This window comes from Vallitalea guaymasensis (assembly GCF_018141425.1).
Taxonomy (GTDB): Bacteria; Bacillota; Clostridia; order Lachnospirales; family Vallitaleaceae; genus Vallitalea; species Vallitalea guaymasensis.
On sequence record NZ_CP058561.1, the window covers coordinates 1,000,586 to 1,019,315 of the forward strand.

Below are 18,730 nucleotides of genomic sequence, written 5' to 3' on the forward strand. Positions count from 1 at the left end.
TGAATATATGTTCGTGTTATTATAATGTCAGGTGATAAAATTGAAAGTGTATTTAGAAAAGATCAATTGTCTAGCTTGGAGTAATAAAGAAGGTAATATTGAGCCTATCAGATTTGACTTTAAAGGTAAACCATATGGTCACATTCAGATTTTATATCATACAACCAATAAGATTGCTGGTAATCCACAACATATATTCGGCTGTATAACTAAATGGAATAATAAAAAAATATGAATGCGAACTTAGATATGAAGTTAAGACTTGTATATGGTATTTATATAATGTTTAAGTCTATCTTAAGATAGACTTTGACAAATACTTGTTTTATTTCATGTACTCATTTAAAACATTATATAACTGATTTGATGCTTTATAAGATATACTGTCAAGTCTTTCAACAACTTCTCTTTTTTCTGTCTCTGTAAGTTTCTCAAGGTCTGCTGCAATATCTTTTAGTCGCTTTGCTAACCATATAATATTTTTATCCATACCTATATCCTCCACTGTAATTTATATTATAGCTATGTACTATTATAATATATTTCTGCTTTTAGGCAAATTAAAAGAGCCATTTAAGGCTCCTATATACTAATCAGTGCTTTTGTATTAATTATTACCAATATACTTGTTCTGTAATTTTGTTAATATATAAGCTATTACAATAACAAATGAATATTGTCGTAATAATCCTACTTATTTAGTATATTTTAATGTTAATTAGTTAAATTATATCATTCAAATCTATAAACCTAATCCACCTAAAATCAATCCTACAATTACTCCCCCCACTATAGTCACTAAAAGGGTGATAATGATGTATAAAAATGAACTTGATTTTTTCTCAGAATTCTCACCATTACTTTCTACTATTTCACTTTTAGATATCTTATTATTATCCCCAATTCTAATCCCCATTTTTGTCACTCCTTGTGTTTAAATCAGAACTTTTAATCGTATTACCATCACCAATTGTAATAGAGTTATCTGTAATAATTAGTTTTATTTCTTTATACAATTTATCTAAATTAATCGTCTCTAATTTATGTGATGGTATATCTAAATCATCTAAAGGACCAAATTCTTTTTCCAACTTTAATAATAGTTTTATTATTTTAGTCTTCAATACATTTAATATATCCTTATATGAAGTTGAATCATAGATTACTCTCATACTTATACATTGAATTCCAGTTTTTTTATAAACAAGTGGTGCTAAAGTTGTTATATCTTTTGTCATTTTATCATCTGTACAGGCTAAAGATTCAATAGTTTTTACTCCATCTAAAACATGGGTGGTCGTAGCATTTTCTCTAGCTTCATCAGGCAAGTAATGATGTGGTAGTGGAACATTTGTTACTTGAAAACTACCATTAATTCCTGAGTATGTAATATGCCCTGACTTAATAACTCTATATTTTGGTAATTCATCTATCGATTTATAACCTCCCAACTCCTTTTCAGTCCATTGTACAAGCCAATCATCTTCTATATCATTGGCTATTAAATAAAGTCTATAGAAGGCTTTGTCCAAATTAATTTCTTCATTAACTAACTCTTTAATAATATTACTTTTTGCCATAAGATATCCTCTCCTAAAATAAAAAATCAAATCATGTAATTAACCACTAAAATTACCATTTTAACTCTAAATCAAATGTATAATTTTATATATCTATATACCTAAAATCAATAATTATTTTTCGTCATCTCTAGCTTTGATAACTTTCTCATGCTTGCAATACTCTTCCTACCATATTTCTAGCTCGTAAATTTAAGTAGATAATTACCTTAACTAATTCCTCCTCTGTTAAATTAATTATCCTAATATTATTTATATATTTAAAAACAAAATAATTACTTCTTCTTTTAGACAACTTAAAGTGACTCATAGTCTAGCATAATAATATAAAACTTATAATTATAAATCTACAGTTAAATCAATTTTCATTCCTTCATAAAGATATGTCTTGCTTATTGAAGCTATATCTTCTAATGAACCTATTTCAATGGGTTCTTCTAGAATATTTTTAATTTTAATATCATCTGTGTTTATAATTATTCTACCTTCACTTTGTGAACTAAATCTTATATCTTTAATAGCTAATTCTAATGGTGGTATTTGTCCAAAATCCCACCACGTATTATAATTAAAATCCAAGTAACTAACACGTGCAATAATTATTTCTTCTCTTTTTAAACCTAATTGCATTAATGCTTTAATTATTCTGTTTTCGAATTCTTTGTAATTATAAACAACTATTACAGCAGGTTTATCTTTTTCATCTAATTTTTTCACTTTGCAAGGTTCTAAATTATCCATAAAATCTCTAAAATATGATGCTGGTACCATTGTACTTAACCTATGTGTCCCTCCTACGTCAGGACATTTAAACATTTTATTTTTTAATATATAGAAACAAAAACAAGGTAATAACATATCCCTTTCACTTTTTAAGTAAATACTCCTATCAATTTTCATACGTTTTAATTTTGAATATTTCATATATTTTTCATTAAGTTCTTTGATATGTTCCAAATCATAAAGCATATCAAACATTGCCATTGTACCTTCAAATTTGTCACCACGCCCCTCACTATTTTCAATAGCATATTTAACCCAAGAATCTGGCGTATTGAATTTAATCTGTCCTTTGTTTAAAAAACTTTCAGCATATTGTACTGTAGTGCAGCGAAACATTGCAAAAAAATTTTCTGGATTTGCCCATTTAACCTCTTTTTTCAAAATACCACCTCTATATAAATATTTTTTTAATATACTGTTAAAGTTTACCTTTAATCTGTCCTAGTGCTTGTTTAGTATATTACCAGCTCTTTATCCTTAAACTTATTAAGTAAATTATGTGTTTTCTACGTTCCTCAATATTATATTCTTTGTATTACTCTCTTATATACTGAAAATCATTATAAAATAATAAAAACTTACCTTTAACTTGCCCTAAAGCTTTTTCTATGCCTTATATAGTCCCTTCTGTAACTTGTACCTGATTGTATTTTTCTGTACCATAATTAAAATGGGATCAAGATATAAAACTATTATAATACTTGTTTATTTCATATACTACTAATCAGTGATTATGTATGTCTTAAATATATTTTTTGTTAGAATTGTTTTTTAGGGATTACAGATATAACTCTTATATATAGGTGAAGTATTAATAACTTACCTCTATAAATCATCCTCTAAATCTATATCAAATTCCTCCTTTGTTGCTATGCATAACTCAGAATAACTATCAAATTCCTCAAAATAGTACTTTAGAAAAGAACCCTTTGTTTGATGTCTCAAATAATCACCGTCTAATTTCATTATCCCATATTTTTCTGAAAACTCTACATATGAAGGAAATGCAATTGTAGAGATGCCAATTAATTCCTCATACTCTTTTTTAGATATACGTTCACCATTTTGACATATGTTAAAATAAATTTCTATGTAATTACTACGTTCCGAGCTAATTATGTCCATTAAGTCATTAATAGCAATAGTTCTAAGCCATTCTCCAAATAGACTTTCTTTATCTTCACTTGTATCAGGTGTATCACCATTTTCAAATACCCAATTACAATATTTGTCAATCATATCAAAAATTGCTCTAGTATTTCCTTTTAGTATTCTATATAAAGAAATAAATTCTTCTTCCTCAAATGGCAAATAATAATCGTCAGTTGAGAAAACATCAATTCTTATATCTAATACTTTTGGAATATCTTCAATACTTAATGGATTTACATTTATTGGATCGTATATATACCCTTGAAGTCGTTGAGATCTGACAAGACTTCTAAATATGTTATTTGCTCCACATAAAACCCATTTTGTTCCTGGTATATTAAAAACTGTATCTCTCATTTGCTCTAAAAGGTATCTTGCTTTTTCATCGCTTCTAATCAACTCAAGATTATCTATAATACAAACAATTCCACTATTCTCAAACTCCCTAAAGCTGTCTTCAAGAAAATTTACTATTAAGCTATAAAATCCATCTTCACTAAATACCTGTGTATCATTCAATTCTTTACTTCTGCCAGTGTCAAGTCCACAACCAAGTATAGATAACCCACCATTAACTGAAGTAACCGTCTCAGGATCAAAGAATTTCCCAATAGTATGTTTCATCTTATTATTAACAAACTCACAATTACATACTATCGTTTCAGCTAGTTTTAAAAGCACTGACTTTCTGAAGGTATTAATATCTTCATCAGATGACAATTGAAATATATCTATACAAGGCACTTGAATACCTTCATTAGTTTTATTAATTTCATCATACATTTTAAATAAAGCAACATTGACTAGACTAGTTTTGCCAATTCCAACATCACCTTCAACTGTAACAATTTTATTTGTATACTTTAAACGACTAATAATCTTACATATTTCTTTTTCTCTTCCAATCAATAAACGTTCTCCATAAAAATCACGACCTAAAGGTTTATGATTAAATGGTGGATTATTAAATCCCCAATTATTATAAATATTCATATACTACCCCTTTCTGTTTACAAACTTTATATTTTTTACACAACATTCATAATTACAAAACATAGTATTTTTTATTATACTTAATCTTGTTATATTACCCCAAATTATTTATTGCCGTAACCAGATTTTCCATCTACTCCACATCCAACGTTAATTAAAATATAAGAAGTAATTATCAACTTTATATATTATAACATATATTTATTTAGGATATTAAAATATCTTATAATATAACATCAATTTTTAAGATTTTATGCAATAAAAATAGCCTATGTCTATTTTCATAGGCATAGGTTGGTTATTAATAATTTGTTACTATTAATTCATTATATTGCTGCTCTTTATCTACAATTTGTCCTAAAGCTTATTTTAGTATAGTGTTCAAAAATTATTTTAATTATTATCTACTGCCGCAAACAGACTTTACATAACTCATATCCTTCTCTAATAGCATCTTGTATAGTTTCAAATTCTTTAAATCCAATTTTATTTGATTTAATTAACCACTCACAATTATAACGATGTAGTTTTTTGGATTTACAATTTCCATAAAATTTACCCTTTTTTACTTCTATTTTTGTAAACATTTTATTAATTTTACCCTCTGAGTTAATCAGTATAATATCACTTGAAGCAAGTTTAACAACATCACTACCATTATTATCTTTACCAAAGCGCACTTCAAAACCATTTTTAATTAAATGCCTTTTATATGTCATGGGAGTTCGGTTACATTTATTTCCTCTAATATATTCAAATCTCTCTATTACACCAAATTTTTTCATAAGTTTTCTCTCTTTATTTTCACTAATAACCTTATGAACAGAGCCAACTATAATTGAACCCATAAGTAGTAACTCCAGCATTTTATCACCATCTTAAACACTTTAATTCGGTATCATTTTTTTTATTTACAAACCATATAATATATTATCAACGTGTAAGCAAACTTTTATATATACTAATTTTACTTTGCTTTTTTTAGTTTTTTTAGAACTTTAAAGTCATCAATTATAAAATCTTCCATCCTGTATACTATATTAAGTAATGAATCTATCATATAATTAATGAAATAATCCAATGATAGCTTATACCCTAAACATTCAACAAAACATTTTTCTTTTGCTGAATCTGTTCTATATTCTGCATAATAAACATTTAAATTCTTTTGATGTACAATTTGATCTCTAACAGCACGCCCTTTTGATGATCCACATAGAACTTTAAGCCAACTAAATTGATTTTCATCCTCTTTGTCAAATAAATTCTTGAATCCATTTAATGCCTTGTTATCTATCTTATGAATAGATTTAATAAACTTATTAAAGCTATCAACTCTCACAGTCATAATAGGTTCCAATAATATTTTCCCTAAAAAAGTAGCTAATATGTCTAATGCTGCTCTTGAAAATAAAATTAATGACTCTGCATAAAATACAATGTCTATTTCTTCTTCTCCAAATAGTGCTGGACATTCTTTATTTTGAGAAAGAATAAAATTAAATTCTTTATCAATTGCTTTTTGACCAGCATGTATAGCCATTATAAGCTTTGAGCAACTATTCTCTATCTTTATATTTAAGTAATCCAATTCGTCTTTTTCAATTATAGAGGAAATCTTTTCACTATTTAATAAGCACTCAATTCTTCTAAATGGTTCTCTCCTATTTTTAAAATAATTGAAATTATATCCATATATTAAATCTAAATTCATATCAACATCTCCTAATTTTAATCATCCAAAATCGTTAGTTTTTTAATCATTGAATATTATCTTTATATACGATCAATCACATTTTAACCTTACTTGTTTATTGTTTAATCTATAACTGTACACTTCCTTAATATCTCTATGTTTTTTATTACTTCTTCGGTATATCGGCAATATTTTTTCCATATTTTTATAGTTTTTTGTACGATGTCTTCATACTTTAAAGATTCTTCCTGTAGTCCACCAATTTGCATCCATTTAGCATTTCTATATTTTTCAAGTCCTTCTTTTACATCCTGTAAACTGGAATATTTATTAGCAGATTTATTTATAATTTGATATGCTGTTTCTACAGTATTCTTAGGTTCAATTGTTTTTTTGAATATTCCTGTACCAAATGAATCGATAGGAACACTACAAGCATGAATAAATTTATTTCTAATACGATTTATTTCACTCCCAATTTGTTCTATATTTTTAAAATATTTTTTTATACATTTTAATTCTTCTTCACTTAAGTATTTAAGTTCTTGAATTTCTTCGTATTCTATTCTTTTAAGATAACTTGATACTATCTTAAAATTAATCCAATCATACTCAACAATAACATACTTTTTTTTATACTTTTTATTTACTTTTCTGTCCAAAGCTTCATAAAACAGATATCCTATTTTATCTTTAAATGAAAATAAATCGTTTAAAACTATTTTTAGATAGATTAACCTTTGAAACTCTAATTCCCCATAATTTGGTTCCTGTTTCATTAATGTATCATAGGCAATAGATGAAGCTAAACATACTTTTATTTCATAACTAAGATTGCATATTTCTAGTATCCATCCATTTATATTTACTAAAGACAAATTTTTAAAGTCTATCACATTTTTAACACTTATTCTTAATTCTGGTATATTATATGATTTATTCTTTCTTAAATTATAAAATTTTTCTTGCATACTGATAAAATCTTCTAGTGCCATAAATTTAACCTCATTATTTATTTTTCACACATTTTTTTATTACATTATTATAATATCAGAACATTGATGTTTATTCAACAAAAAGAGCCTACAAAACTATTTTTTCATAGTATGTAGGCTAAAACGTTACTTATCTAGTATTTTTTTCTGAGTTAATTGCTTTATAATCTCATTACCAAATACAGCTATAGCAGCAATAATTACAGATTGTATTACTGCAGTTACAATTACTACTGGTGTAAACTTACCCTCTACTACTACACCCATATAAATAATAGTAATAAATAAGCTTACACCTAATAAAATAATAGGTATAAGCCATTCAGCTTTAAATGCTGGTACTTTCTTTAGGAATAATCCAAAACAATATAAGAATACTATTAAACCAAATAATTCGGGTCTTACAAAACTAATTATTGCGTTCCAATCCATGTTAATCTCTCCAATCTTTTCTATTATTATTTACATCTTAACTAAACAAGTCTTTAGTCTTACATTATATCTAACAAATTCGCTACTACTGTTGCCAATTCTGCTCTTGTAACTGTTAAGTTAGGTTTAAATTCCCCATCTGGAAAACCTTCCATTATTCCAGCTGCTACCACTTTATAAATATTATCTTTAGCCCAATGTTTATCTATATCTGGCAAAATATTTTCTTCTTGAAGCGTTAGTATAAATTCTTCCCAAGGGAAGTAATTACCTGGACACAATTTATAAGGTGCAAAATCATGATGTCTTTTTACATTACTTACTGGAATATTATACTTTCTTTGTAAGTGCTTTGTTAGATTAAACAATGCCTTTAGTTGCTTTGCTGGTACATCTTTATCTGTTTGGTTTTTATACTCTTGGTAGCACCCCTCTAAACATATACCGATAGATCTACTATTCATATCTCCCTGTTTACAATGTCCTCCTCTTTGCTCTTCCTTTCTTCCTTCAAATATATAGCCTTCTTTACTAATAAAGTAATGATACCCTATCCCAGACCAACCTAATTCTAAATGCCATCTTTGAATATCATCTATAGTGCAATGTTTCGCCAGTGCATGGTGTATTATTATGTATTCTGGTTTGTTATTATTTGGTTCTTCAATTTTAAATTTACTTCCTACTACTGCTATACTCATATTTATCTCTCCATTTCTTTTTTTATAATTGTTTTAATATCAATTAATTGCCATAAAAATAGCCAGTAACGTATTTACTAACGCTACTAGCCATGCTATGTATTCTCTATAATTCTTTTTATTGTCTTTGTCATTTTCTAGCTTTTGTACTCTATCATCTACATCATTTATAGTCTGCCTTAACCCGTTGTAGTCTCTTATGAGTGTCTTAGTTTCTGTCATTGCTATTGTTAGATCGTTAGTCTCTTTTGTAACTTTCTGTATTGCTTCATAAAATTCTTTTTGTGTTACTATATCACTCATTATTCACACCCTACACCTTCTAAATTAATTTGTTTTCTATTGCTTCTATTTTATGAAATAAACCATCAATTATCCATTGCTGCTCTTGTACTGCTTTAACTAAAGGTGCTATAAATTCTGAATATCCTATTGTTAATACATCCTCTCCACCATTGATGCTATGATCTTGATATCCACCAAAATCTATTTTTTTATCTTCCAATAATTGTTTTATCTCTTGTCCACTGAAACCTTGATGTATCCTATTCCTTTTCTTAGAACCATCTTTCTGTAATTTAGTAATATGACCATTTTCGGCTAGTTGGATATAATCTTCTCTGTAATTAAACTTAAATTGTCTTGGTTTCAATCCCAGTATGAAATCCAATCCTAATTTAGTATCTTCTAGATCAGCTATATCCCTTTCATCTGCTCTGTTATGAACACTTCCATATGTATATACATTATTATTTGTATTCCCCAATCGTACTTGATCAGAGCTGCTTAAATATGTTTTTGTTCCTATTGCAATGGAATTGTTGTAACTTATAACATCATTACCTTCTATTGTATACAAAGAGGAATAGTCACCTAATGCAATATTATCACTGCCATCTTCAATATAATATAAACACTGATAGCCTATTCCTATATTATCTCTGCCATCATAACAGCTACCTAAACTTTCTTTTCCTATCCCTATATTTCTACTGGTTTCTTCTACACAATTTAAACTGTCTCTTCCTATCCCTATATTATTATTGCCTGTAGTATTATACTCTAAGGCACTTGCACCTATTGATATATTATCTTGACCAGTAGTGTTACTCCATAAACTTTTATAGCCAATACCTATATTACTAAAACCTAAGGTATTTCTACATAACGCTTGAAAACCTAATCCGATATTATCATTACCTCTTATATTACCTTTGAGAGAACCATAACCCACTGCTATATTATTGCTTCCTGTTCTATTAGCTGATAGTGAGTCACTTCCCATTGCTGTATTATTACTACCTCTTTCATTGAAAGCAAAAGATTGAAAGCCAATACCTATATTGTTCATTCCACCAGTAGCAAATTCCCCGGCAACATTACCTATGAAATAGTTATTGCCACTTTTAACCTTGATTTTGTCGGTCTTTGATTTTATTCCTTTGATGTTCTCTTCTATCTCTTCTATCTTTTCTGTCCATAGTATAATCTCTTGTGGTTTTACTGCTTCTCCATCTATGTCTATTGGTATTCTAGAGTTAAATGTAAATTGATTAGTTGTTATTCTATCTTTATCAGTTTTGATTACTATTTCAGCTTTTATTTTTCCTTGGTTTAAGAATATACCATTATCAATAGTGACTTGTATCAATCCATTCACAGCATCTTCAATAATGCATCCTGAATCTTCATCCTGATAATATTTTTTACCTTGTTCATCTTCATAGTCTATTTTTATATTACTATCCGTTAGATCAATGATGTTATCTTCTTCATCGTATAGTTTGATGTTGATTATGTTAGTATCCAAAGTAACAAAATTGATGTTTTCTATGTAATGTAATCTCTTTTGTGTACCTACTTTTATACTGTATTCTTGTTTCAAATTATCCCCCCTATTAGAATAAACCATATTGATTCAATACGTTTATCATTTCATTAATTTTATTTTTCAGGCTACTGTTATCAGAACTATATAGACTTCTGACTGAACGTTTGTATGTTGGTGTTCTGTTAAAAAATCCTAGATTGCCATCTGTCCTAAAACTACTTTTACAAACTGTACTATTATGAAAGTCAACTCCATTGTGAAAGTCAACACCACCAGTAAATTTTGCCCCTTGTAGTTCAGCATTACCGTTAACATCTAATGTCCGTATCCGAGCAGTACCAGTAACATACAGTAGATCAAAAGTATTTGATGGTTTTGGTGGTTCAGGTGGCTCTACTTTATAATTGATTTTATTGATTACTATATAAGTATCTGCAACCCTAGCCAACAATACTCTATCATTAACAGCTGGTTTATAATCAGCTAAGTAAGAGTATTGTTTTTCACTTACATCCTCTTCACCATCAAATTGTATTTTGGCAGTTTTATTATCAAATAAACCTTTTACAATACCTAACTTAAAAGGCTGCTGTATTTCTTCTTGTTCTTTTTTTTCTGATTCTACAACTTCTTCAGCTGTTATTATTTCACTCATATATTTATCACCTTCCTGCATTCGTGTTTCATCCTGCCTCCAACTTTCAAATCCATTTTCCATCTGGTTTCTATATAGTTGGTTGCTATACCTAGAGTAGAATGATCTAGAAATAATAAATTGTCATAACTATGATGTGGCATTAAAGCAGTTTCAATAATAGCCTTTTTATAGATTTGGCTATCCTGAAATACTAATCTTTTTGTATAATCATCCAATGTGTTCTGATCTAAAATATCATTTAGCTGTACGTACTTGACTATATTTCTTTGCCTATTGTATACGCTTGTTACAGATACAGGAGAGTTATTTGTATAAGTACTGATAAGTGGCTGTCTTTCTGGATTACTTGATGCAACTATCCATTTATTTGGTACGTTGAACAAATCAAGTTCATCCACTGCACCAGGATATATAATACTTAACTCATTATCTCTATAACTATATTCCACTTGTCTGTTTGTAGGTAATATATATGGTCCTGAAGTAAAAATACCATTTTCATCTACAAATAATGAGTTGAAGTTTATCTCTTTCAACAAGCTGTTTACAGCTTCTAGTTTAGTTGTACCAATCTCAAACTCTTTGTCTGTGGATATTAAATAATTATTATCTGGTATATTTATTTTTCTGATTAACCCACTATTAAGAATATCAATTATTGCGTTTACATAATTAGTACCAGCTACAATCCTGTATCTATTGTCAAACTTATCTTCTTTTAGAATTAAGCTTGAATCATAGGCTTCTATGGTTCTCCATATCTGGCTATATTCTTCGTGTCTAGTTGGTGATGATATAAGGAAGATGCCTAATGACCACTCAGCAAATCCATTAGGCATCTTCAAACAAAATATAGGTTGAATCCTATCATTCAGCCAGTCTATATCATTTAATTCATTTTCTTTGATATTGAAAGTGGCTGTACGTTTTATCTCTGCTAAACTATTCATCTCTATACTATTACCGCTTTGAGGTGACGTCAACTCTCCTATTCTTATGTCAAATTTGTTTAACAGATTATATCTTATATCAATCTCCCTATTAGAGTGTAATGCTTTTATAATCTGTTGTTCTGTATAACCGTTCTTTTCTAAACTAAGCATAGTCACACCTCTATTTCTTCACTATGATCTGTTACATTGAATGTAAACTCCATTGAAAAACCTTTTTTATATTGCTTACATCTTATATTACATATGTTACCGTATTTCTTGGTGAACTTGTCTCTATATAATATAATGGTTCTTTCATTTATCAGATCAATGAATTTCTGCAACTTGATGTAAGTATTAGCAAAAAATTTCAAGTTATATGTTTCCTTGACAAATGGGGAGTACTCCGTCACTGGATATTTCCTACCAGTATAATTGTTTTCTGAACATAAGTTATCTAATGAGAAATCTTTGTTATTCTTATGAAGACTGTATTTCATTTCAACCACATCATCCATATTTTTGATTGAACTGAAAAGATAATGTTTTAATAAGCATTTTCCTCTTACAATATCACTATCATTAAATGCACCATTTTTGACTGCTCTAATGAAATAATCATAGTCTATATTATTTTCTAGAGTATTATCTTTCACTATTCCATCAACTGCTTTGAAAACAGGTATATAAAATGATTCATTATGCTTTTTTCTATATAAGATATAAATAGTACCTGATTCATTATCCGTTGCTATAGCTACTCCATAATTATTGGATTCTAATGTAACGTTAGGTTTAACAGGTTTTGTAGTTTGTATATTAAAACTTCTTTGAGTCCAATTACTCCATAGATCATACCGATTTTTTGTCCTTACCTGTGCAGTATAAATACCATCTAATAAAAATTTATTAACCATATGATTCTTAACACTTGTTGATGGCTGTACTCCTGAATCATAGATTAAATTATCCTCTTGTAATATCTGTACTTGATATAATTGCTGGTCGTCACTACCCCAGCTGATAGTTGGTCGTGACACGTTACCAGTAATATCTTGTATAGTTGGATTCTTTGGCATACCAACACTGTAAAATGCTGTACTTGGTGAATAGTTTCCTGTTTCCCCGAATACATTATAGGTCCTGACTCTCCATAGTATATTCCCAGAAGGTAATGTATTGGCTGGCATATTGTAATAGTTGTTTGATGTTGTTTGTGATATGGTATTCCAACTGCCTCCATTATTACTGGACCATTGTAAATCAAACTTTTTCTGTATTCCTCCCATTGAATCATTATGTTTCCATTCAAACTTTATTATTGATGAATTATCAACATAATTTCCATCTGGCAGATTAACAATAGGTGTCTCTGGTGGAACATCTTCATATGTAATGGTCAGATATGGTTTATTACTGCTTGCACGAGTAGAAGCCATCTGAGCTGTCTGAGTATCAAAAGGTACTTCAAGCTTAAATCCCATACCCTTTTCTAATCCATCATAGCCATATAGAATAAAATCAAACCAACCTGAGCTGACTGAATTATTTATATTATGCCAAGTCATGGAACCATATTGTGAAGCCATATTAGCATACGTTACTGTTTTTTCTCCCCATTCCCTATACAAGTTATAAGCATTGGTTTGAATCCAGTGGTGAGAAGGTTTTGGGATAGAGCTTAATAAATAAACGTGTAATACTGCAGCTGTAATTTTCTTATATTTAAGTATATCCTTTATGCTTTGACTGTTATAGCCAAAAATAGCCATACGTTGTTCTACAGATGGATAAGCTCCATAATTTCCTGTTAACAGATAATCTTGTGAACTATAATTACTTGTACTATCGTAAGAACATAAATAAGCCGACTTTTCAAAAGTATAATTAACATTATGTTGAGCCATTAAAACGCCACCCCCGCTCTTCTTGTTCTTCTGATGCTCTTAGCTAATAAAACTAGATCGTTATATTCTTTTGTTGTTTTTGCATCTATGTAGATATTGAATATATCCCCTCCACCTAAACCATTGGTTGTTGCATCAGGATTGAAAGGATTGTCTTTTGCTGGAACAATAGCTTCGTCTTTATGTGCATAAATCAGCTGATCTTTTGATAAACGATTTGTTCCTGTATCGTAACCGTTTATTCCATCAACCCTATAAGTATTATATTTAACTTTAGGTGTTTCTAATTTAGGTACTTCTATTTGTGGCATTTTCATATTACCAATAGAATTTATGCTATCAGTAACCTCTCCACTTCTTCCTATTATTACAGCAAGTACAACCGCCAAAGCTGCCAATGCTCCTACTACTAAAAGAATAGGGCTGACACTTGCAGCCGAGACTGCACCTAAAGCTCCCATACCAACACTTGCCCCTCCACTGGCAACACCAACAGCTGCTAGACCAGCAGATATAGCACCACTTATTGTTGCTATGGAAGAACCTATCTTCACGAATATACCTAGTGTAAAGACAAGTGCACCGAAAATAGCAATGGTCTGTAATACTTTAGGATTTAGATTCCCTAAACTACCAAATACAAGTTTAATAAATCCTAATACACCTTGTATTGCTGGCTCTAATGCTTGGAACGCTTTAATAGCACTTGTTTTTACAGATTCTATAGTCCTAGCTAAAGTTCTACCAGTACCATCCATATCTTGTACAGCTTCATCTGTAGTACCTACTGAATTAGCCATAGCATCTAAAGCTTCCTTAAAGTCTTTATTACCCTTAGAACTAGTTAATAACATTACAGCATTCAAGGCTTCTACAGAACCAAACAGCTTCGTCAAGCTTTCTGTATTACCACCTGTACTTTTCATAACCAAATCCAGGAATTTAGAGAACCCTTTTGCTTTTAGTCCTGTGGCACTAAAATTCAATCCTAATTTTTCAGCTTCTTTACTGGCTTCTTCTGTAGGTTTTATTATACTTGCTATGATGGCTTTCATTGCAGTAATGGCTTCTTTGTCTTTAATTGAGCCTTTTGTCAATGCAGTTATAGAGGATAATAATTCATCTACACTTACATTTGCTTGTGCTGCCAAAGGTGCAACCCTACCGATAGTATCTCCAAATTCTCCTATGGTTGTTTTACCTAGTTTCTGTAATACAAGAAGTTTATCCGATATTTCCATTACTTTTTCTGTCTCTAATCCATAAGCATTAAGTATATTAGTTAATGTATTGACACTGGTTGTAGCATCTGTAAAACCACCTATGCTATTTTTTATTGCATCATCCAAGAATGTTATGGATTTACTCGTTTCAACTCCTGCACTTAATGTCTGATATAATGCTTCTGCTATTCCAGTACTGGATTCACCATATTTTTTACTTAACTCCAAGACACTTTTACTAAGTTTTTCATTACTCACTTGTGCTTCATCTGCTATGGTCTTGACTTTTCTCATGGAAGTATCAAAGTCTACTCCAAACTTAGTTATTGCTACTCCAATAGCTGTAACAGCAGTACCAACCTTAAGCATTCCATTAGATACCTCTTTAGCTTGCTGTCCTACTTTCTTAGCACGTTCCCCATATTCCTTTAACTTTTTCTGTGCTTCTGTAAATGCTTTAGATTGTGCTTTTATGTCCTTGTTTGTTTTCTCTAACTGCCCTTCCATTTTTCTGAGGCTGGTTATTGCATTATTGTATTTAATGGCTAATACGCTAGTGGCTTTGCTGTTTTCACCAGTCTCCTTTTTACTTTTTTCATACTGGTCTTTCAAGTTTTTTACTCGTAATGTCTGTATATTAATTTTTTCAGATAAAGCAGTGTATTTCTGTTTCAGTGTATCTGTTGTTTCGCCAAATGCCTTGGCTCTGGCTGATGCTTCACGAAAAGAGGTATCCAAGAGTTTTATTCTCCTTGATACCTCTGCACTGTTTTTATTGAATTCTGTACTATTCATTCCCACTTTAATTATGGTTTGGAACTCTTTATTCATAGTTCACCCCCTTATAATATGTCTTCTATACTGCCTTGAATATTATTTCTGCCCTCTGCAATATCTTTATCATGTTGTTTTTCTTCTGTATAAATATCTATTAATGAAAATATCTTGCATAAATAGCTGTTCCAGAATTCTTCATCACTTTTATGTAATTTGACAGTATACATATAATACAGATAATCCCAATCAAGTTCTAATTCTTCTTTTTGTTCGTGGTCTTGGTCTTTTTCTTTGTTTTGTGATCTTGTGGGACTTTCAACTTTTTTTCATCTTTGATTTCAATAGTACTTGCTGCAAAGTAAAATAAATCTATTATACTTTCCACTGTCATATTGCATACTACATTTTTTGCATCTTGAAATGTTACATCATTCCCACATGCTTTCATACCTGCATATAATAATTTCGCTCCACTCAAGAAAGGTTTGTTCTCTGCATCATCAAATACTTTACTGAAACCCTCATATTCTTCATCAAGAATCATCATTGCATATGCACTGAATTTACATTCTTTTATTGTTCCATCTTCAAATTCTAGACCTAGAGTTTCTATAGGTCTGACATTTATCTTTTTCAAAAACCTCACTCCTTTCAAGGTAAAAGAAAGGACTTAGATATACTAAGCCCAAGCTGTACCATCATATACTTTTTCAAACCATTTAGTCCTTAGATCATCTGGTGCATTGGTATCATCACTATCAATTACGTTTTTCCATTGTTTATCGGCTCTTTCTGTTACTTCAAATGTAAGGGTAGAACTTTTTGGATCTGTTTTTTCTGCTTTCTTTACATATTCTTCGTTATCATGTTTTTTCTTGCAGTATAACAACCATACGAATCTACTTTCTCCATTTCTTTTGATGGCTTCAAAACCGATAGCAACATATGGCGGATCATCATCACTCTTTTCAATAACTACACCATTACTATCTATTTCATGTCCTTCTACTTCTGCCACTGTGACATTATCCATACCATATGTTTTTATTACAATCTGTCCACCTTCAAAATCATTGATTACGTCAGTACCTCCAGTTGTATATTTTTTAATGGTGCTGGTATTAACACTAATATCTATCTGCTCACTTTCATATAAAAGTTTTGGCACAGCATATGTAATAGTACCATTATCATCTGCTGTCACTAGTGCATAATAGATGTTTTTTACATCCTGTATTGCATGTTTTTTCATGTCATGACCTCACTTTCATTATCTTTTAGATAATAATATCTTTGTATCCTATGAAATATCTTTGTGTCATTTTCAAAGTCCTCTGTCTCAGAAGGTCTGCTAAAGTCCAGGAACATCAATTTCTGTTTAACTAGTTTTGATATATTTACATGGTCTATATCCTTCTTGGTCCATATATCCACTTGAATAAAAAATTCTGTTTCTACTTCTCCACTGGTAGTAAAAACAGAACCTTTTTCACTGATTATCCTGAATGATATTGAAGGAAAACCGCCTGGGCGAATCATCCACTGAGTCTTGGCTATATCATTCAATGCATTTTTTATTATGTCTCGTATATCCTCCAAATTATCACCTACATTCCTAAAGCCTTCTTGATATCATTATCTGTTATTTGTTTTACTTCATCTTCTGTCTCTTTTACTGTTCTACTCAACAAGTAATCAGGGTCCTGCTTACTAGTTCCAAACTCTCTCCATTTTGCTTTGTATTGAAGCTTACCAAAGTGAATACTTCTGGTTTTATTAAGTTCATCATCTTTTTTCAGACCAGATATCTTCACATTGTCTTTCATATGGATATAATCCTCTTTTTCAACATCAGACCTTACAACATTATCTTGTAACTTATCTGCAACAACTTTACTTGCTTTAAGAGTGGTCCTTCTTTCAATCTTTTCTATATCCTTACCCATGTTTTCAAATTCCTTAATAAGATTATCAAAGTTGAAAGAAATATTAACCTGGTCGCTCATTCTTATTCAGCTCCCCTGTTACTATAAGATACATTTTTCTTTTATCAAATGGACGTATACCTTTTATCTCATATTGCATTCCATCAAGTAAGAATCTCATATTATTGGTTATGTCATTTCTTGCTCTAATTATGAGATTAACTACTTTAAGTACATTACTGGCATCAGACTTAAATGTCTCTTTTGTACTCATATATTTAACCTTAGCCCATATAGTCTTATATTGCTTATATCCATCATCTGTAAAATCTAATGCATCACTGTCTTTCTTCTTAAGAAAAGGTATTCTATCTTTTAATTCTCCTGGGTCCATAATCATCCCTCACTTTACAACTGCAGTAACATCATCTTTGCAATTTCTCTTATACCACTGTTTCCTTTTTCACTGGCAAGTCCTCTATTCTCATACATGTCAGCTATTAAAAACAGACATATCATTTTAGCCCGGTTATCCTTATCATCAATAACTGAATCTGTAGATGATCTAATAAAACTTTCTGCTGCATGAATCATTGTTTGTATGCTGATATCATCTTCATCTGTTTCTATCCTAAGGTGTTGTTTTACCTCTTCAAGGGAAACTATCAAGGTTATCACTCCATTCTAAAATAGAGAAGGAATCAACCTTCTCTATTTAATGTCAACTGTATCTACGGAATATGGCATCAATACAATTTCATATTCCGTCTTTTTATTTTCTGATTTAAGCATTTGTGATAATAATTCAAACTGTCCTATACTCAAACCTTTTTTAGCTTTTACTATAATTGTATTGCCCTCTTCTTTAATTACTTCAACTTCATCATTATCTATATCAGGTTTATCTTTTGCAACAGTTTTCTTTTTAGTTGTTTTATCCTCTTTGATAATTACTTCAACCTCATTATTATCTTCTTCAGGTTTATCTTTTGTTACAGTCTCTTGTTCAGTTGCTTTGCCCTCTTCGATAATTACTTCAACCTCATTATTATCTACTTCGGATTTATCTTTTGTAATAGTTTCTTTTTCAGTTGTTTTATCATCTATCTTCTTTTTACTAGTTTTCTTTTTATTAGGCATTTATC

25 protein-coding genes are annotated in these 18,730 nt (G+C 29.9%); 1 reads left to right on the top strand and 24 read right to left on the bottom strand.

The genetic code is table 11. The features are described 5' to 3' along the window. Nucleotides 1-40: 40 nt before the first annotated feature. Entirely contained in the window at nt 41-235 is a 195-nt protein-coding gene (locus HYG85_RS04460; RefSeq protein ID WP_212692459.1) for a hypothetical protein, read from the top strand. A 90-nt stretch (nt 236-325) separates the two neighbouring features. On the opposite strand, the gene HYG85_RS04465 is transcribed toward HYG85_RS04460, so the two are convergent. From HYG85_RS04465 to HYG85_RS04580, 24 genes are all read right to left on the bottom strand, one after another. Then, the gene (locus HYG85_RS04465; RefSeq protein ID WP_212692460.1) at nt 326-490 is read right to left on the bottom strand and encodes a hypothetical protein; all 165 of its coding nucleotides are present in this window, start codon (nt 488-490) and stop codon (nt 326-328) included. Between the two features lie 252 nt (nt 491-742). Beyond that, nucleotides 743-916, bottom strand: coding sequence for a hypothetical protein (locus HYG85_RS04470; protein WP_212692461.1), 174 nt, complete (start codon nt 914-916; stop codon nt 743-745). Next, complete coding sequence (locus HYG85_RS04475; RefSeq protein ID WP_212692462.1) at nt 906-1,580, bottom strand: AbiTii domain-containing protein; 675 nt, start codon at nt 1,578-1,580, stop codon at nt 906-908. Before HYG85_RS04475 ends, HYG85_RS04470 begins: the two co-directional genes overlap by 11 nt. 339 nt (nt 1,581-1,919) lie before the next feature. Beyond that, nucleotides 1,920-2,744 carry a hypothetical protein gene (locus tag HYG85_RS04480; protein ID WP_212692463.1) on the bottom strand — a complete coding sequence of 275 codons (825 nt, stop codon included), beginning with the start codon at nt 2,742-2,744 and terminating at the stop codon, nt 1,920-1,922. 444 nt (nt 2,745-3,188) lie between these two features. Then, nucleotides 3,189-4,508, bottom strand: a complete 1,320-nt coding sequence (locus HYG85_RS04485; RefSeq protein WP_212692464.1) for a hypothetical protein — start codon at nt 4,506-4,508, stop codon at nt 3,189-3,191. Nucleotides 4,509-4,912: 404 nt separating this feature from the next. Next, nucleotides 4,913-5,356: a hypothetical protein gene (locus tag HYG85_RS04490; RefSeq protein WP_212692465.1), complete on the bottom strand. Its 444-nt coding sequence runs from the start codon at nt 5,354-5,356 to the stop codon at nt 4,913-4,915. Nucleotides 5,357-5,475: 119 nt separating this feature from the next. Further along, nucleotides 5,476-6,222: a hypothetical protein gene (locus HYG85_RS04495; RefSeq protein WP_212692466.1), complete on the bottom strand. Its 747-nt coding sequence runs from the start codon at nt 6,220-6,222 to the stop codon at nt 5,476-5,478. 104 nt (nt 6,223-6,326) lie between these two features. After that, on the bottom strand, nt 6,327-7,199 hold the full coding sequence (locus HYG85_RS04500) for a hypothetical protein (RefSeq protein WP_212692467.1): 873 nt from the start codon (nt 7,197-7,199) through the stop codon (nt 6,327-6,329). Nucleotides 7,200-7,325: 126 nt separating this feature from the next. Then, entirely contained in the window at nt 7,326-7,631 is a 306-nt protein-coding gene (locus tag HYG85_RS04505) for a phage holin family protein (protein WP_212692468.1), read from the bottom strand. A 59-nt stretch (nt 7,632-7,690) separates the two neighbouring features. After that, nucleotides 7,691-8,332, bottom strand: a complete 642-nt coding sequence (locus tag HYG85_RS04510; protein ID WP_212692469.1) for an N-acetylmuramoyl-L-alanine amidase — start codon at nt 8,330-8,332, stop codon at nt 7,691-7,693. A 39-nt stretch (nt 8,333-8,371) separates the two neighbouring features. Next, nucleotides 8,372-8,635, bottom strand: a complete 264-nt coding sequence (locus HYG85_RS04515; protein ID WP_212692470.1) for a hypothetical protein — start codon at nt 8,633-8,635, stop codon at nt 8,372-8,374. Between the two features lie 19 nt (nt 8,636-8,654). Beyond that, nucleotides 8,655-10,217, bottom strand: a complete 1,563-nt coding sequence (locus tag HYG85_RS04520) for a BppU family phage baseplate upper protein (protein WP_212692471.1) — start codon at nt 10,215-10,217, stop codon at nt 8,655-8,657. Nucleotides 10,218-10,230: 13 nt separating this feature from the next. Then, the gene (locus HYG85_RS04525) at nt 10,231-10,818 is read right to left on the bottom strand and encodes a hypothetical protein (protein ID WP_212692472.1); all 588 of its coding nucleotides are present in this window, start codon (nt 10,816-10,818) and stop codon (nt 10,231-10,233) included. Further along, on the bottom strand, nt 10,815-11,924 hold the full coding sequence (locus tag HYG85_RS04530) for a hypothetical protein (RefSeq protein WP_212692473.1): 1,110 nt from the start codon (nt 11,922-11,924) through the stop codon (nt 10,815-10,817). Before HYG85_RS04530 ends, HYG85_RS04525 begins: the two co-directional genes overlap by 4 nt. Before the next feature lie 2 nt (nt 11,925-11,926). Beyond that, nucleotides 11,927-13,660 (bottom strand): DNRLRE domain-containing protein, encoded by a 1,734-nt coding sequence (locus tag HYG85_RS04535; RefSeq protein ID WP_212692474.1) that lies wholly within the window; start codon nt 13,658-13,660, stop codon nt 11,927-11,929. After that, nucleotides 13,660-15,714, bottom strand: coding sequence for a phage tail tape measure protein (locus tag HYG85_RS04540; protein ID WP_212692475.1), 2,055 nt, complete (start codon nt 15,712-15,714; stop codon nt 13,660-13,662). Before HYG85_RS04540 ends, HYG85_RS04535 begins: the two co-directional genes overlap by 1 nt. Nucleotides 15,715-15,725: 11 nt before the next feature. Further along, entirely contained in the window at nt 15,726-15,887 is a 162-nt protein-coding gene (locus HYG85_RS04545) for a hypothetical protein (RefSeq protein WP_212692476.1), read from the bottom strand. 26 nt (nt 15,888-15,913) lie between these two features. Next, nucleotides 15,914-16,297 (bottom strand): hypothetical protein, encoded by a 384-nt coding sequence (locus HYG85_RS04550; protein WP_212692477.1) that lies wholly within the window; start codon nt 16,295-16,297, stop codon nt 15,914-15,916. A gap of 42 nt (nt 16,298-16,339) precedes the next feature. Then, nucleotides 16,340-16,912, bottom strand: coding sequence for a major tail protein (locus HYG85_RS04555; RefSeq protein WP_212692478.1), 573 nt, complete (start codon nt 16,910-16,912; stop codon nt 16,340-16,342). Then, on the bottom strand, nt 16,909-17,259 hold the full coding sequence (locus HYG85_RS04560) for a hypothetical protein (protein WP_212692479.1): 351 nt from the start codon (nt 17,257-17,259) through the stop codon (nt 16,909-16,911). The genes HYG85_RS04555 and HYG85_RS04560 overlap by 4 nt, the downstream gene beginning before the upstream one ends. 8 nt (nt 17,260-17,267) lie before the next feature. Then, complete coding sequence (locus HYG85_RS04565; protein ID WP_212692480.1) at nt 17,268-17,666, bottom strand: HK97-gp10 family putative phage morphogenesis protein; 399 nt, start codon at nt 17,664-17,666, stop codon at nt 17,268-17,270. Continuing rightward, nucleotides 17,650-17,979, bottom strand: a complete 330-nt coding sequence (locus HYG85_RS04570) for a phage head closure protein (protein WP_212692481.1) — start codon at nt 17,977-17,979, stop codon at nt 17,650-17,652. The genes HYG85_RS04565 and HYG85_RS04570 overlap by 17 nt, the downstream gene beginning before the upstream one ends. Before the next feature lie 14 nt (nt 17,980-17,993). Further along, a complete protein-coding gene (locus HYG85_RS04575) occupies nt 17,994-18,254 on the bottom strand; it encodes a head-tail connector protein (RefSeq protein WP_212692482.1) in 261 nt (86 codons plus the stop codon). A 42-nt stretch (nt 18,255-18,296) separates the two neighbouring features. Then, complete coding sequence (locus HYG85_RS04580; RefSeq protein WP_212692483.1) at nt 18,297-18,725, bottom strand: hypothetical protein; 429 nt, start codon at nt 18,723-18,725, stop codon at nt 18,297-18,299. Nucleotides 18,726-18,730 lie beyond the last annotated feature (5 nt).